Below are 15,797 nucleotides of genomic sequence, written 5' to 3' on the forward strand. Positions count from 1 at the left end.
CAGCGCCATGCAGAACGCTCCCGCGCGCCAACAGATCCTCTTGGTGGATGACGAGCAGGACGTTCTGCTTGAACTGGCCGAGCTCCTCGAGAACGAAGGCTTTGCCTGCCTGACTGCAACGTCGGTGCAGTTCGCCCTGCAACAGCTTACCCGTCACCCGGACATTGCCCTGGTGATCACCGACCTGCGCATGCCGGACGAAAGCGGTATCGGCCTGATCAAACGCATGCGCGACCACACGGCCCGCCTGCATTTGCCGGTAATTGTCATCTCCGGGCAGACCACTCTGGATGATGTGAGCGAACTGCTGCAGTTGCAGGTGGTGGACTTCTTCCGCAAGCCGCTGTACCAGGCGCGCTTGCTGGAAACACTGGAAAACCTGTTCCCCGTGCCCAGGTTGAGGGCCGTCAATTGAGGGTTAATGGCTTTGAATGAAAACGCCCGGCACTTGGCCGGGCGTTTTCGTTGTTGGGTCAGGCTTCCGGGTCACTCAACTCCAGCGCCCCACGCTTGCTGCGTAGCTTCCCGTAGAAGTGCTCCAGCGCGTTGTTCAGTTTGCTGGCGGCACCGTCGACGGCCTGGTCGAGCGAGGTGGCGGTGTGGGTCACGGAAATCGGTTGATGGCCTTTGGGGCGAGCCTCCATCTGGCAGCGTTTGTCATGCGGGCCGGGCTTGGCGCCATTTTCGTCGCGCAGGTGCACCTCGATGCGGGTGAGGTCTTCCTCGTAACGTTCGAGCGTGGCTTCCAGCGTACTGCGGACCCACTCGTTGAGACGGATGTTGCCTTCGATATGGTTGCTGCTGTTGACCTGGATTTGCATGATTCAATCCTTATTCAGCTTGCTCGCATGGAGGCGTGCCTCAGGCCGTTGAGGCCCTGGGTAATGCTTCGCCTCTTGACTCTAAGGTCAGGCAACGGCGCGACGATTTCAACCCCCTGATTGAAAAAAAATGTGTACGGATAAAGGCGCCGCTGCGCGCCGCATCGCGGATGAATCCGCTCCTACAGGCCCTTGTAGGAGCGGATTCATCCGCGATGCGGCGCAAAGCGGCGCCCTATATGCGATCAGAACTCCACGGAAGTCTGCACATACAAGGTCCGCGGCTCACCCACATACTTACCCTTGTTGTTGTCATCGTAAGAACGTGTGTAGTACTCACGGTTGAACACGTTCTTCACCCCCACCGCCACGTTCAGGTTCGACAGCTGCGGGCCAAAGTCGTACCCGGCACGGGTGCTCACCAGCATGTACCCCGGAATGCGACCGGTGCTGCCATCGGCACTCTCGGCGCTGGTGTTGGCGTTGTCTGCGTACTGGCTGCTCTGGAAGCTCGAATCCAGGTCGAGTTTCCATGGCCCTTCGGTGTAACCCACCCCCAGCGTGCCTTTGTGGCGCGACGAGAACGGCACCTGGTTGCCCTTGTTGGGGCCGTCTTCACGAATGGTTGCGTCAACAAAGGCGTAGCTGGCGTGCACATCGAAGCCGGCCAGTGCCGGGGTCAGGCCGTCCAGCGCATAGCGCACGCTGGTCTCGATACCCTGGTGGCGGGTTTCGCCGCGGGCGATCACCGAGTCGTTGGTCTGGTTGCTTTCGTACTGGTTGTCGAAGTTGATCAGGAACACGCCCAGCTCGGCCTGCAGGTCGCCGTTGTCGTAGCGGGTGCCGACTTCCCAGGTGCGCGCCTTCTCCGGTTTGACTTCACCGCTGGTTACGCGGTTGGGCATCTGGCTGTACTGCACGCTGCCGAACGAGCCTTCGGTGTTGGCGTAGAGGTTCCAGGTGTCGGTCAGGTGGTACATCACGTTCAGCGCCGGCAGGGCAGTGTTGTAATCGCCCTGGTAACGCTGGCCGCTGAGCTTGTTGCTTTGCTCGGAGTCGATCATCTCGTAGCGAATGCCCGGGGTGATGGTCCAGCGGCCGATGTCGATGCGGTCGTCCAGGTAAATGGCATGCGCCTCGGTGCTGCCACGGGTGTCACGGTCATTGCGGCTGGCGGTAGTGGGCAAGTCGCCGTTCACCGGTTCGCGGTAACGCAGTTCGTGGCCGGCTTCGTTGATGTAGCGGTAGCCGATGCCCAGCTCGTGCCAGCTGTCACCCAGGGCCACGCCCTGCGAAAAGCGGGTTTCGATACCGCGTACCCAGTACTCGCGTGGCGACAGCGAAACAAAGCTGCCTTGGTCCAGGTAGCCGCTGCGCAGGGTCTTGGTGAAGAAGCTGTTGACGCTGAACTGGCGGTCGTCCTGCTTGTAGTCGTAGCCGAAGTTGAACAGTGTGCGGCGGCCCCAGAACTTGTCTTTCAGGCGCGTGGACTGGTACGGGTCGGCATCGAAGTCGGCGGTGCTCAGGCCGCCGGGCATCTGGGCTTCACCCTCGTAGTACTGGGCCATGGCGTGCAGGCTGTTGGCTTCGTCCAGCTGCAGCTTGCCTTTGAGGATCAAGTCGTCGATCTGGGTGTCGCTGTGTTCGCGCCAATCGCTGCCGCGCACGCCGGAGTACAGCAGGGCGCCACCCAGGCCGTTATCGTTGGTGCCACCGATCAGCAGGTTGGCGCTGTTCTTGAGGCCGTCCTGGCTGGAGGACGGGCTGATCTGGTTTTGCATGGCGGCCTTGAAGGTCGCCTCCTCAGGGATGGCGCGGGTGACGAAGTTGACGATGCCACCAACGTTTTGCGGGCCGTAGCGCACCGCGCCACCGCCGCGTACCACGTCCACCGCGTCCATGTTGCCCATGCTGATGGGGGCCAGCGACAGCTGCGGTTGGCCATAGGGGGCAAACGGCACGGGGATGCCGTCCATCAGCACGGTCGAGCGCGAGGCCAGGCGTGGGTTGAGGCCGCGGATGCCGAAGTTCAGCGCCAGGTCGTGGCTGCCGGTGCCGTTGTTGTCCGGGGCGTTGACGCCGGGGATGCGGTTGAGCACTTCGCGGGCGGTGCTGGCACCGGCGCGCTCGAATTCTTCACGGCGGACTACGTCGCGTGCGCCGGGGTGCTCGAACACGTTGTCCTGGCGGGCTTCGGCCAGCCAGTCGCCGACCACGGTCGAGGCGCCCAGCTCGATCGGCGCGCCAGCCGCAGTGGCCGCCACAGGTTGCAGGCTGAAGGCATTGTCACCCTCCTGTCGCGCTTGCAAGCCGCTGCCGCGCAGCAGGGCGTCGAGGCCCTGGGCCACGTCGTACTGGCCGTCCAGGCCCAGGGTGTTGAGGCCTTGGGTGAGTTGCGAGCCAAACGAGATCAGCGCGCCGCTCTCGCGGCCGAACTGGTTCAGGGCCTCTTCCAGCGAGCCTGCGCCGATGTGGTAAGTGCGGGCTTCTGCAGCGTGCAGGGCGGGGGTGGCAAGGCCGAGGCTGGTGGCCAGCAGCAGGGCCTGAACGAGCGGGGTAGGGCGCAAACGCATGGGGCTGATCCTGTGAGAAGGGGGTTCTGCCTTCTCTGTCACGCGAGGTTCTGGAAATGGCTCAGGTGCAGCCAAAAAAATGTTGGCTTCAGCTGATGCGGGGTTCGACCGTTACCCAATACCGCGTGAAACGTCGTACGCGTACCGGCAATGCGACTTCAAGCATCTGCAGAATCCGGTCGCTGTCATCCAAGGGATACGAGCCGGAAACCCGCAAGTCGGCAACCCGCTCACTACAGCCCAGTTGCCCTTGACGGTAGCGAGCTAGCTCTGCAAGGAAATCGGTCAGGCGCATTTGCGTAGCCACCAGCATGCCGTCGACCCAGGCGCCGCTGTTGCGATCAACGGGCGCAATGGCCTGCCAACCCTGCGCGGTAAAGCGCGCCCGTTGCCCGGCCAGCAGCGACTGGCCGGCGAAAGTCGCTTGGCCACTGAATACCGACACAAGGCTGAAGCCATCGGACTCGCGTACGTTGAAATGGCCGTTATCCAGTTGCAGGGCGCCTTGGCCGGTGCGCAGCATCAAGGGGCGCGGGTCGCTCACCACGTCCAGCGCCAACTCCCCTTCCAGCAATCGCACCAGGCGCTGCTGGCTGTCGAAGCGCACATCGGCGGCGCTGCGGGTGTTGAGTTGCAGCAGGCTGCCATCGTCCAGGTGCATGCGCCGGCGTTGGCCCACCGAGCTGCGGTAATCGGCCATCAATCCCGGCAGCGGGTTGTGCGATTTCAGGCCCAGGCCGGTGGCGCTGGCCACGCCCACCAGCAACAGCGCCTTCAGTGCACGCCGACGCGCCGGTGAAGGTGGCGCCTGCAAGGTGGCATGCACCACCGGCGAGCCGGCCCCGCGCAGGCGCTGGTTGACCTGCTGGATGTGCGCCCAGGCGCGTTGGTGTTCGTGGTCGGCTTGCAGCCAGTGTTGCAGTGCCTGCTGTTGCGCCTGGTCGAAATCGTCGCCTTGGGACTCGATCAGCCAGTGCACGGCCTGCTCGGCCACCTGCGGGGAGAACGACGTATTCACAGGGCGAAGTAGCAGCGCAGGGCGGCTTTATTCAGGTAGCGCTTGACCGTGGCCAGCGAAATGCCCAGCTCGCGGGCGATTTCGGTTTGCCCCAAACCATCCACCTGGGCCAGCAGGAAAACGCGCTTCACCAGTGGCGGCAAACCGTCGAGCAGGCGATCGAGCTCGATCAGGGTTTCGAAGATGATGGCTTTTTCTTCTTCGCTCGGTGCCACGTGTTCCGGCACCAGGGCCAGGGCTTCCAGGTAGGCGCGTTCCAGCTCCTGGCGGCGGAAGTGGTTGCACAGTACGCGCTTGGCCACGGTGGTGAGGAAGGCACGGGGCTCTACGAGTTGCGGGGCTTCACGGGCCTGGAGCAGGCGCACGTAGGTGTCCTGGGCCAGGTCGGCGGCGCTCTGCGGGCAGCCCAGGCGACGGCGCAGCCAGCCGGTCAGCCAGTTGTGGTGGGCATGGTAGAGGCCTTCGACCGTGGAAGAGAGGGCGCTGGACACCGAGGATACTCCGGCGCCTGAATAGCGCAACTGGTAGTAAGAATTGTTCGCATTGTAAATGGGGCTGATTGGATCGGCAATGTGTAAGGGTTGAGATTCTTGTTGGGTCGACGATCGAGCGCCGCCCGCGCGGCGCATCGCGGATAAATCCGCTCCTACGTCTGTTGCAACGTGCCAAACCTGTTGCGCCATGTTTGCCTGCTTTGCGCATGCCTGTAGGAGCGGATTCATCCGCGATGCTTTGCTTATGAGAATTCAAATCATTACTATTGCAGCCCCAAATGCTCCCGGACCCCGCCATGAAGCGCACCGCCGCCGGACTCCACATCAGCTATCGCCTGGCCGTGACCTCACGCAGCCTGGCTGCGCTGCTGGGTGGGTACTTGCTGGCGTCGATGGCCAGTGCCTGCATTACCCTGCTGGCACCGCTGCCCACGGTGGATGCGACCATGGCCGGCATGATGCTGTCGTTCGTGTTCTACCTGTTGGCCTTCATCTGGTGCTTCGCTTGCCGCACAGCGTGGCGTGCCTGGGGCGGGGTGCTGCTGCCGAGCCTGGTACTGGGGCTGGTCAATGGGTACGTCTACTGGATGAAAATGCCATGAAGGAAGGCTTCCGCCAGGCCATGGCCTGGCTGCACACCTGGACAGGCCTGATCTTCGGCTGGTTGCTGTTTGCCATTTTCCTGACCGGCACCCTGTCGTACTTCAAGGAAGAGATCAGCCACTGGACCCAGCCGGAAGTGCGCCGCCATGCGCTCGACCCGGCTGCCAGCCTGGGCATGGCCCAGCGCTACCTGGAAGCCAATGCTGCACACGCGGGCAACTGGCTGATTCGCCTGCCGAGCGAGCGCGAGGCCGCCCTGACCGTGGGCTGGCGTGAGCCAGGCGAGGGCCGCCGTGGCTTTACCAGCAAGAAGCTCGACACCGAAAGCGGCCAGCCGGTAGCGGCTCGCGACAGCCGGGGTGGCGAGTTTTTCTACCGGTTCCATTTCCAGTTGCAGATGCCTCACCCATGGGGCCGCTACCTGGCAACGTTCTGCGCCTTCATCATGTTCCTCGGGCTGATCACCGGGATCATCACCCACAAGAAGATCTTCAAAGAATTCTTCACCTTCCGCCCGGGCAAGGGGCAGCGCTCCTGGCTGGATGGCCACAACGCCATCGGCGTGCTGGTGCTGCCGTTCCACCTGATGATCAGTTACAGCAGCCTGGTGATATTCATGTACATGGTCATGCCGGCCAGCATCATGGCCAGCTACGGCGGTAACACCAATGGCTACTTCAACGAACTGTTCGGCCGCGACGAGGTGCCCAAGGCGGCCAATGTAGCCACACCACTGGTGCCGCTGACCACCCTGTACGCCAAGGTTCAGGAGCAGGTGCCAGGTGCGCGCATGGGCTATATCCAGGTGCACAACCCAGGCGACAGCAACGCCCGGGTGAGTTTTGCCCAGGCCTCCGCCGACAACATTGCGTACAAACGCAGCGCAAACTGGATGTTCGACGGCGCCACCGGCGAGCTGCTGACCCAGGGCAAGCCGGAAACCGCCACGATGATGACCTCGTTCACCTTCGTTGGCCTGCACATGGGCAACTTCGCTGGGCCTTGGTTGCGCTGGCTGTACTTTGTGTTCGGAGTGGCCGGCACGGCGGTGATCGGCACGGGCCTTGTGATGTGGCTGGGCAAGCGTCAGCTCAAACATGCCAAAAGCGAGCGCATGCCCGGCGAGTTGCGGCTGGTGGAAGTGCTGAACATTGCCAGCATGAGCGGCCTGCTGCTGGCCGTGGCCGGGTTCTTCTGGGCCAACCGCTTGCTGCCGGCGGTAATGCAAGGGCGTGCCGACTGGGAAGTGAACACCTTCTTCACGGTGTGGCTGCTGTCGCTGTTGCATGCCGTACTGCGCCCGGGGCGCAAGGCCTGGGGTGAGCAGTTGGCGTTGGGGGCACTGGCTTTTGCAATGCTGCCGTTGCTCAACGGGCTGACCACCGGGCAGGGCCTTGATCATTCACTCGTTAGCGGTGACTGGGCCATGGCCGGGTTTGACATGACAGCGCTGGGCACCGGGCTGTTCCTGGCCTGGACGGCCGGCAAGATGTTGCGCGCACCCAAGCCCGCAGCCAAGCGCACGCCCAAAGCGCCCAAGGCCACGGCCGAAGCGGTCGAGGTGCGCTGATGCTGAGTGTCGCGCTTATCGGTTTTGCCGGTTTCGTTGGGCTTTGCCTGGCGATGGAAAAACACTTCCATGAACTGCTTGGGCGCAAAGCACGCCCTGCTCAGTTGCGTGCTTTGCGCGTCGGCGGCTGGCTGCTGCTGGCGCTCTCGCTTTTCCAGGCGGTTCACCTGCGTGGCTGGGCCCATGGCTTGGTCGAATGGAGTGCAGTGCTGATGGCCGGTGTCACCCTGTGGGTGTTCGGTTTGCCTTACCAGCCGCGGCTGTTGCTGGGGTTGGCTGCGGTCAGCCTGGTGCTTGGCCCGCTCTTCGCCATTTTTGCCGGGTGATATCGTGAGCGAACTGGATAGCGACGGTACGCGCGCGCGGTTTCTGCAGGTGTTTCTGGCCCAGCGTGCGCGTATGGAAGCGCTGGTCAGCCGCCGAGTGGGTTGCCGCGCCACGGCGTCGGACTTGGTGCAGGAACTGTTCCTGCGCTTTTGGCGCCGCCCCGAAGTCAAGGTCGAGGCGCTCGATACCTACCTGATGCGCTGCGCCAGCAACCTGGCCATCGACCACCTGCGCAGCGAAGGCAGCCGCGAACGCACTGCCGAAGCCGCCGTGCCGTTGGACGGTGAAGCCATGGCGCAGGCACCGGAGCAGGCGTTGGAAATCGACCACGACCTGCAACGCATCGAAGCCGCGCTACGTGCCTTGCCTGAGCGCACACGGCAGATCTTCCTGCTCAACCGCATCCACGGCTGCAAGTACGGCGAAATCGCCAAAGCCATGCAACTGTCCCAGAGCGCCGTGGAAAAGCATATGATGCGCGCCCTTGAAGCGTGCAAGGCGAGTGTCGCCGAACCCGCGACGTCACCGCGCAGGCCAGGGAGCGCCCGTCGATGAGCCATCCAGACCTGATCACCACCGACCCGTCCGAAGCAGCTTTGAGCTGGCTGAGCCGGATCAACGAACAGCCCGATGTGGCGCACAGCGCTGCGTTCAAGCGCTGGCTGATGGCCGACCTGCAGCACCGCGAGGCGTATGCCAAAGCGCAGGCACTGTGGCAGCTCAGCGCGTTGCCTGCTGCGAAACTGGCTGAAGAAGAGCGCGAAGGTTTGCAGCAGTACCTTGATGCCATGGCCAGGCCGCAGCGCAAAAGGCGCTGGCCGCACAGGCTGGCGGCAGCGGCCTGCCTGGTGCTGGCGGTGGGTGTGGCGGGCGGCTGGCACCCCATCAATTGGCTGCAAGACCTGCAAGCCGACTTCAGCAGCGGCGGCTCGATTCGCCAAGTGACCCTGGCGGACCAATCGGAGGTGACGCTGGATGCCGACAGCGCCATCGCGGTCGACTTCCAGCACGGTGAACGTCGCGTGCGCTTGCTGCATGGGGCGGCGTTCTTCCATGTCACGCACACCGGCAAACCGTTCATCGTGGAGGCTGCCGGTGGCGAAGTGCGCGTGCTGGGCACCCAGTTTGAAGTGCGTGACCAGGGCGATGGCGCGCGGGTGACGGTGCGTGACGGGCGGGTGGCGGTCAGCCCCGTGCGAGGGCAGGCGGCCTGGGAACTGACGGCCAACCAGCAACTGGCCTACGCCGAAGGGCATGCGGGCGAGTTGATGAGCGTTGACAGTGACAACCGCCTGGCCTGGCGCCAGGGCTGGCTGAATTACTACCAGGTGCCGCTGGCCCAGGTGATTGAAGACCTGGGGCGCTATTACCCTGGGCGGATCGTGATGCTCGATGGCGAACTGGGGCAGCGCAAGGTCAGTGGCAGTTTCCCGGTGCAGGAGCCTTTGGCCGCGCTGGATTCGCTGGGCAAGGTGATGGGCTTTTCGCGGCAGACCATATTGGGGCGATTGACGGTTGTCCGGTAACGGCCTGTGAGGGCCTCATCGCGGATAAATCCGCTCCTACACGGCCCCTGTAGGAGCGGATTTATCCGCGATAAGGCCCCCACAGGCAAAAAATTTCAAAAACCCGATGAGGTAAACGAACGCGCCATCCGTGTAATGAGTGGAAGTGCGATTCATTCGCAGTAATAACCCTCTCACAGGTCAGCGTCCATGAAGTTCACCCCGCGTTGTGTCCCCCTCTGGCTCAGCCTTTCTGCGCTCTCGGGCCTTACCGCTGCCCCTGCCATCATGGCCGCCGAGCAGGTTCAGCTGCACACCTTCGCCCAGCCCAGCCAACCGCTGGCCCAGGCACTCAACGCTTTCAGCCGCGCCTCGGGCCAGAGCGTGCTCTACACCCTCGAACTACCCGCCGTACAGGCGCCGGCCCTCAATGGCTCGTTCAGCGCCGAGCAGGCCCTGCAGCAACTGCTGGGCAACTCGGGCCTGAGCTGGCGCCGAGTGGACGCCCGCACCCTGACCCTCGAAGCCGCAGACACCTCTGGCGCACTCAACCTGCAGGCCACCACTGTGACCTCGCAAATGGACACCTACAGCTATCAGCCGCCGGCCACCGCCTCGATCATGCGCGGCCAAGGCCCGTCGCAGGACATTCCCCAGGCCATCAACGTGGTCCCTGCACAGGTGATCCGCGACCAGGCCCCGCGCAACCTCGATGATGCCCTGACCAATGTCAGCGGCATCACCCAAGGCAACAACTTCGGCGGCACCTCCGACACCGTGATGAAGCGCGGTTTTGGCGACAACCGCGACGGTTCGATCATGCGGGACGGCATGCCGATCGTGCAGGGCCGCAGCCTTAACGCCAGCACCGAGCGCGTGGAAGTGCTCAAGGGCCCTGCATCGCTGCTGTACGGCATTCAGGACCCGGGTGGGGTGATCAACGTGGTCAGCAAGCGCCCGCAACTGCAGCAATACAACGCCATCAACGTGCGTGGCTCAACCTATGGCAGCGGCAAGAATGGCAGTGGCGGCGGCCTGGACAGCACCGGCGCGCTGGGTGACAGCAATTTTGCCTACCGCCTGATCGTCGACCACGAAGACGAAGACTACTGGCGCAACTTCGGCGTGCACCGCGAGTCGCTGGTGGCGCCGTCGTTTGCATGGCTTGGCGAGGACACTCAGGTGGTGCTGGCCTACGAGCACCGCGAGTTTCTCTATCCGTTCGACCGCGGCACGGCATTCGGCAGTAATGGCCACCCGCTGGACATCCCCGCCACCCGCCGCCTGGACGAAAAATTCAACGACATGGAAGGGCGCTCCGACCTGTATCGCCTGGAAGTGGATCACCAGTTGGCCGACGACTGGAAGCTGCACTTCGGCTACAGCTTCAACCGCGAAACCTACGACGCCAGCCAGGTACGCGTAACCGGCGTGAACGAAGCCAAGGGCACACTCACCCGCAGCATCGACGGCACCCACGGCGCCATGAGCCGTGACCAGTTCGCCACCCTGAGTTTGGCCGGCAACGTGCAGTGGGGCGGCATGCAGCACGACCTGCTGTTCGGCGTGGACCATGAAGACCGCAAGGTTTACCGCGCCGACCTGATCCGCCAGACCGCCTCGTCCACCTTCAGCTACGTGAACCCGGTGTACGGCCAGGAAGTGGAAGGCACCACGGTGCGCGCCAGCGACAGTGACCAGACCGACAAGCTACGCACCGACGCATTGTTCCTGCAGGACGCACTGCACCTGGACGATCACTGGATTCTGGTGGCCGGTGCCCGCTTCCAGCAGTTTGACCAGTACGCAGGCCGTGGCAGGCCGTTCACGGCCAACACCGACAACAGCGGCCAGACCTGGGTGCCCCATGCCGGTATCGTTTACAAGGTCGATGACCAGCTGTCGTTCTACGGCAGCTATAGCGAGTCGTTCAAACCCAACTCCAGCATCGCCCCGCTGACGGGTGGCCTGGTGCTGGACTCGTCGATCGAGCCGGAAGAAGGCAAGTCGTGGGAACTGGGCGCCAAGCTCGATATACCGGGCCGCCTGACCGGTACCCTGGCGCTGTTCGACATCACCAAGCGCAACGTGCTGGTGGCCAACTTCGACAGCACTACCGGTGACACGCTTTACAGCAACGCGGGTGAAGTGAGCTCTCGAGGCGTTGAGCTTGACCTGACCGGGCAGCTCAGTGAGCGCTGGAGCCTGATCGGTACCTATGCCTATACCGATGCTGAAGTGACCAAAGACCCGGACCTCAAAGGCAACCGCCTGCAAAACGTGGCCAAGCACAGTGGTTCGCTGTCGGCGGTGTATGATTTTGGCAACCTGTTCGGCGGCGATCGCCTGCGCGTTGGAGCCGGGGCGCGGTATGTGGGCGAGCGGGCGGGCAACTCCACCAATACGTTCGACCTGCCGAGCTACACGGTGGCCGACGCGTTTGCCAGTTACGACACCAAGCTGGATGACCACAACGTGCGCCTGCAACTGAACGTGAAGAACCTGTTCGACAAGGTTTACTACAGCTCGGCGGTGAACCAGTACTTTGTGGCCATTGGGGATGCGCGGCAGGTGAGTTTGTCCAGTACGTTTGAGTTCTGAACCTTCTGTTGTTTGTGCGGGCCCCATCGCGGCTAAAGCCGCTCCTACAGCTTACATCGCTCTCCTGTAGGAGCGGCTTTAGCCGCGATAGGCCGAACGGTAATCGCCGGGCGTTGCGCCGAATGCCTGGCGGAAGCGGTTGCTGAAATGGCTGGCGCTGGCAAAGCCGCACATCAGCGCAACCTGGCCCAATGGCAAGTCGCCAACGCGCAGCAGGTGGCAGGCCTGGCGCAGCCTGCGGGCCAGCAGGTATTGGTGGGGAGGCACGCCAAAGCTGGTGCGGAACATCCGCGCGAAATGGTACTCGGACAAGTTGCAGCGCGCTGCCAGTTCACCCAGGGTGATCGGTTGGTCCAGGTGGGCTTCGATATAGTCCACCAGTTGGCGGCGTGCTGACGGCGCCAAACCGCCTTTCAGGCGCAACCCCTGGCGTAACCCCACCTGGCTGAGTACCGCATGGTCGACGATGTCGTGGGCCAAGGTGCTGGCCAGCAAACGCTCTGCGGGTTCAGCCCAGTCCATCGTGATCAACTGCCGAAAGCGCACGGCCTGTTGCGGGTCGTCGAGAAAGGTTGCTTCCTGCAACTGCAACTCCCGTGGCTCGCGGTCCAGCAGGCGTACGCAGCCCAGGGCGAACTGCGTCTCGCTGACGTACAGGTGCGCCAGGCGAATCGAACCATTCACTACCCAGTTCGACTCATGGCCCGCCGGCATCACGCACAGTTTGTCCGGCGCGCCCTTGTCTGCGGGCTTCTGGCGGCGGTGAGTGCCGGTGCCGTCGGCGATGTAGCACGACAAGGTATGGTGGCTCGGTGCCTGGTAGTCGCGGGCATCGTCGCGATTGCTCCACAACGCTGCCGCCAGGCCATCCCCCAGGTGCGCGCTCAGCTCCAGCCGGGCATTGGGGGAGGCGTGCATGGCGTTGAACACTTGCAGGTCGGAAAGTGGGGTCATGGGCGTGTCCTCTGATGGCCATCGTACTGCGCCGGTGCTTTGGTGGCAGCCACCTGTGGATGAAAAGCGCAAGTTTGTGCAAGCGCATGGCTGTGGGCGGGTAGAAAACTGGAGGGGTTCAAAGAAAGGCCCAAGGAACCGCCGCCATGAATCTTTTTCTGTACCTGCTAACCGTCCTGATCTGGGGCACCACATGGATCGCCCTGAAAATGCAACTGGGCGTGGTCGCCATCCCCGTTTCCATCGTGTACCGATTTGCCTTGGCCGGCCTGATCCTGTTCGCCATCCTGCTGCTCACTCGCCGCTTGCAGCCGATGAACCGGCGGGGCCACCTGATCTGCCTGGCCCAGGGCTTCTGCCTGTTTTGCGTCAACTTCATGTGCTTTCTCACCGCCAGCCAATGGATCGCCAGCGGCCTGATCGCCGTGGTGTTCTCGACCGCAACTTTGTGGAATGCCTTGAACGCCAGAGTTTTCTTCGGCCAAAAGATCGCCAGCAATGTGCTTGGCGGTGGCGCGCTGGGGCTGTTGGGCCTGGGCCTGTTGTTCTGGCCCGAGCTTTCGCACCATGCAGCCAGCCGTGAAACGCTTTACGGCCTGGGCCTGGCGCTGCTGGGCACCTTGTGTTTTTCGGCGGGCAACATGTTGTCCAGTGTGCAGCAGAAGGCCGGCCTCAAGCCGATGACCACCAACGCCTGGGGCATGGTTTACGGCGCAACGATGCTGGGGGTGTACTGCCTGGTGAACGGTGTGCCGTTCGCCATGGAGTGGAATGCGCGGTATATCGGCTCGCTGATGTACCTGGTGATTCCAGGCTCGGTGATCGGCTTTACCGCCTACCTGACGCTGGTGGGGCGCATGGGGCCGGAACGGGCGGCTTATTGCACGGTCCTGTTCCCGCTGGTGGCGTTGAATGTATCGGCATTCGCCGAAGGGTATCAGTGGACGGCACCGGCGTTGTTGGGGCTGGTGGCGGTGATGGCGGGGAATGTGCTGGTGTTTCGTAAGCCAAGGGCCAAGGTGGGTGGGGGCTTGGTTATGGCCAAGTAGGTTGATGCTGCCTGTGCGGGCCTCTCGCGGATGAATCCGCTCCTACAGGGGCGCGTGTGTAGGAGCGGATTCATCCGCGAGACGCCGGCACAGGCTCACACCGTAATCAGCCTTTCCAAACCTGCGGATTCACCAAATCCCGCGGCCGCTCACCCAGCAGCGCCGCACGCAGGTTTTCCATCGCCCGGTTGGCCATGGCCTCACGGGTTTCAGCGGTGGCCGAGCCAATGTGCGGCACGGTCAGCGCATTGGGCAGCTTGAACAGCGGCGAGTCGCTCAGCGGTTCTTTCTCGTACACATCCAGCCCGGCACCGCGAATGGTGCCGTTCTGCAGCGCGTCGATCAGCGCCGCTTCGTCAACCACCGGCCCACGGGCGATGTTGATCAGGTAAGCGCTCGGTTTCATCAGTTTCAGTTCACGTGCGCTGATCAGTTTGCGCGTGGCGTCCGACAACGGCACCACGATGCACACGAAATCGGCCTCGGCCAGCAACTGCTCCAGGCTACGGAACTGCGCGCCCAATTCCTGCTCCAGCGCAGGCTTGCGGCTGTTGCCGGCATACAGGATCGGCATGTTGAAACCGAAGCGGCCGCGGCGGGCCACGGCGGCGCCGATGTTGCCCATGCCGACGATGCCCAGCGTCTTGCCATGCACATCGCTGCCGAATTGCGCCGGGCTGACGGTGGCCTGCCATTGGCCGGCCTTGGTCCAGGCGTCCAGTTCGGCAATGCGGCGGGCGCAGCCCATGATCAGCGAAAAGCCTAGGTCGGCGGTGCTTTCGGTGAGTACGTCGGGGGTGTTGGTCAGGGCGATGCCGCGTTCGTTGAAGTAGTCCACATCGTAGTTGTCGTAGCCCACCGACACGCTGGACACCACTTCAAGCCTGGCCGCGCCTTCAAGCTGCGCGCGGCCAAGCTTGCGGCCCACCCCGATCAGGCCGTGGGCCTCGGGCAAGGCTTCGTTGAACTGGGCATTGATGTCGCCGAGCTTGGGGTTCGGCAGGATCACGTTGAAGTCTTGCTGCAGGCGTTCGGCCATGGCCGGGGTGATGCGGCTGAAGGCCAGGACGGTCTTTTTCATCGGGCTTCTCTGCAAGGCGGGTGATGGTTAGCAACCTACCATTGTCCGCCACCGCCTTGCAGCAGCTTTTTCAGTTCGCGATCAGCAGTTCGTGAGTTTTCAGGTCTGCCTCATGGGCCGCAAGAATCTCTGGCAGCGAATTGCGCAGGTACTCGACCCAGGTCTTGATCTTGGCATCCAGGTACTGCCGGGACGGGTAGATCGCGTACAGGTTCAGCTCCTGCAGGCGGTATTCAGGCAATACCCGCACCAGGCTGCCGTCGCGCAACCCGTCGATGGCCGAATAGATCGGCAACACGCCCATGCCCATGCCGCTGCGAATCGCGGTTTTCATGGCATCCGCCGAGTTCACCTGGAAAGGCGAGGTGGTGATGTTCACCAGCTCCTGGCCTTCCGGGCCGTCGAACAGCCATTTCTCCAGCGGGATCACCGGGCTGACCATGCGCAGGCACGAATGCTGAAGCAGGTCGATCGGCTTGTGGGCAAAGCCATGTTTGGCCACGTAGTCCGGGGATGCGCAGACGATGCTGTAGGTGATGCCCAGGCGTTGGGACACGAAGCCCGAATCCGGCAGCTCGGTGGCCAGCACGATGGACACGTCGTAACCCTCGTCCAGCAGGTCGGGCACGCGGTTGGCCATGGTCAGGTCGAATGTCACGTCCGGGTGCGACTCGCGGTAGCGGGCGATGGCGTCCACCACGAAGTGCTGGCCCACGCCGGTCATCGAGTGCACCTTCAGTTGCCCGGCGGGGCGGGCGTGGGCATCGCTGGCTTCGGCTTCGGCCTCTTCCACGTAAGTGAGGATCTGCTCGCAGCGCATCAGGTAACGCTTGCCCGCTTCGGTCAGGGCGATGCGCCGGGTGGTGCGGTTGAGCAGCCGGGTTTGCAGATGGGCTTCCAGGTTGGAGACTGCCCGCGATACGTTCGCGGTGGTCGTATCCAGTTGCACAGCGGCAGCCGTGAAGCTGCCAAGTTGGGCAACGCAACTGAAAGCACGCATGTTTTGCAGGGTGTCCATGGGTCACTCTCGATCTAGAGGACAAAATTGTGTCACGAAGTAACGGCGAAGGTGTATGAATTCGCCTTCGACCAAAGGCGGATTATCGCTGTTTCGGTAACAAAGATTCGCAGGAATGTGTGCTTATCGCCAGTGCGGCAGCCCCCTAGAATTGCCCGGCCCCTCCACCTCTTCCTCGGGAAA

At 63.1% G+C, this 15,797-nt stretch carries 15 protein-coding genes; 8 read left to right on the forward strand and 7 right to left on the reverse strand.

Features of this window, described 5'->3' with window-relative positions:
• The first annotated feature begins 7 nt into the window (after positions 1-7).
• Complete coding sequence (locus PVV54_RS04035) at positions 8-415, forward strand: response regulator (RefSeq protein ID WP_274908708.1); 408 nt, start codon at positions 8-10, stop codon at positions 413-415.
• Positions 416-473: 58 nt separating this feature from the next.
• Here the strand turns inward: PVV54_RS04035 and PVV54_RS04040 are convergent, their stop codons facing one another.
• From PVV54_RS04040 to PVV54_RS04055, 4 genes are all read right to left on the reverse strand, one after another.
• Complete coding sequence (locus tag PVV54_RS04040; protein WP_274908709.1) at positions 474-821, reverse strand: HPF/RaiA family ribosome-associated protein; 348 nt, start codon at positions 819-821, stop codon at positions 474-476.
• 245 nt (positions 822-1,066) lie between these two features.
• Complete coding sequence (fecA, locus tag PVV54_RS04045) at positions 1,067-3,394, reverse strand: TonB-dependent Fe(3+) dicitrate receptor FecA (RefSeq protein ID WP_274908710.1); 2,328 nt, start codon at positions 3,392-3,394, stop codon at positions 1,067-1,069.
• Positions 3,395-3,482: 88 nt separating this feature from the next.
• The gene (locus tag PVV54_RS04050) at positions 3,483-4,412 is read right to left on the reverse strand and encodes a FecR domain-containing protein (RefSeq protein ID WP_274908711.1); all 930 of its coding nucleotides are present in this window, start codon (positions 4,410-4,412) and stop codon (positions 3,483-3,485) included.
• Complete coding sequence (locus PVV54_RS04055) at positions 4,409-4,903, reverse strand: sigma-70 family RNA polymerase sigma factor (RefSeq protein ID WP_274908712.1); 495 nt, start codon at positions 4,901-4,903, stop codon at positions 4,409-4,411. Before PVV54_RS04055 ends, PVV54_RS04050 begins: the two co-directional genes overlap by 4 nt.
• Before the next feature lie 299 nt (positions 4,904-5,202).
• Here PVV54_RS04055 and PVV54_RS04060 point away from each other — a divergent pair, with 299 nt between their 5' ends.
• The 6 genes from PVV54_RS04060 (at position 5,203) to PVV54_RS04085 (ending at position 11,512) form a co-directional block, all read left to right on the forward strand.
• Entirely contained in the window at positions 5,203-5,508 is a 306-nt protein-coding gene (locus tag PVV54_RS04060; RefSeq protein WP_274908713.1) for a DUF3649 domain-containing protein, read from the forward strand.
• Positions 5,505-7,079 carry a PepSY-associated TM helix domain-containing protein gene (locus PVV54_RS04065; protein ID WP_274908714.1) on the forward strand — a complete coding sequence of 525 codons (1,575 nt, stop codon included), beginning with the start codon at positions 5,505-5,507 and terminating at the stop codon, positions 7,077-7,079. Before PVV54_RS04060 ends, PVV54_RS04065 begins: the two co-directional genes overlap by 4 nt.
• A complete protein-coding gene (locus PVV54_RS04070) occupies positions 7,079-7,405 on the forward strand; it encodes a DUF3325 domain-containing protein (RefSeq protein WP_274908715.1) in 327 nt (108 codons plus the stop codon). Before PVV54_RS04065 ends, PVV54_RS04070 begins: the two co-directional genes overlap by 1 nt.
• 1 nt (position 7,406) lies before the next feature.
• Entirely contained in the window at positions 7,407-7,961 is a 555-nt protein-coding gene (locus tag PVV54_RS04075; protein WP_274910383.1) for an RNA polymerase sigma factor, read from the forward strand.
• Positions 7,958-8,932 carry a FecR family protein gene (locus tag PVV54_RS04080; RefSeq protein ID WP_274908716.1) on the forward strand — a complete coding sequence of 325 codons (975 nt, stop codon included), beginning with the start codon at positions 7,958-7,960 and terminating at the stop codon, positions 8,930-8,932. The genes PVV54_RS04075 and PVV54_RS04080 overlap by 4 nt, the downstream gene beginning before the upstream one ends.
• 189 nt (positions 8,933-9,121) lie before the next feature.
• Positions 9,122-11,512, forward strand: a complete 2,391-nt coding sequence (locus PVV54_RS04085; protein ID WP_274908717.1) for a TonB-dependent siderophore receptor — start codon at positions 9,122-9,124, stop codon at positions 11,510-11,512.
• A gap of 78 nt (positions 11,513-11,590) precedes the next feature.
• Here the strand turns inward: PVV54_RS04085 and PVV54_RS04090 are convergent, their stop codons facing one another.
• Positions 11,591-12,466 carry a helix-turn-helix domain-containing protein gene (locus tag PVV54_RS04090; protein ID WP_274908718.1) on the reverse strand — a complete coding sequence of 292 codons (876 nt, stop codon included), beginning with the start codon at positions 12,464-12,466 and terminating at the stop codon, positions 11,591-11,593.
• A gap of 146 nt (positions 12,467-12,612) precedes the next feature.
• Here PVV54_RS04090 and PVV54_RS04095 point away from each other — a divergent pair, with 146 nt between their 5' ends.
• The gene (locus PVV54_RS04095; RefSeq protein WP_274908719.1) at positions 12,613-13,515 is read left to right on the forward strand and encodes a DMT family transporter; all 903 of its coding nucleotides are present in this window, start codon (positions 12,613-12,615) and stop codon (positions 13,513-13,515) included.
• 106 nt (positions 13,516-13,621) lie between these two features.
• Here the strand turns inward: PVV54_RS04095 and PVV54_RS04100 are convergent, their stop codons facing one another.
• Together PVV54_RS04100 and PVV54_RS04105 are read right to left on the reverse strand one after the other, a co-directional pair.
• Positions 13,622-14,596 carry a 2-hydroxyacid dehydrogenase gene (locus tag PVV54_RS04100; RefSeq protein ID WP_274908720.1) on the reverse strand — a complete coding sequence of 325 codons (975 nt, stop codon included), beginning with the start codon at positions 14,594-14,596 and terminating at the stop codon, positions 13,622-13,624.
• Between the two features lie 70 nt (positions 14,597-14,666).
• Positions 14,667-15,614, reverse strand: a complete 948-nt coding sequence (locus PVV54_RS04105) for a LysR family transcriptional regulator (protein WP_274908721.1) — start codon at positions 15,612-15,614, stop codon at positions 14,667-14,669.
• Positions 15,615-15,797 lie beyond the last annotated feature (183 nt).

This window comes from Pseudomonas sp. PSKL.D1 (assembly GCF_028898945.1).
GTDB lineage: Bacteria > Pseudomonadota > Gammaproteobacteria > Pseudomonadales > Pseudomonadaceae > Aquipseudomonas.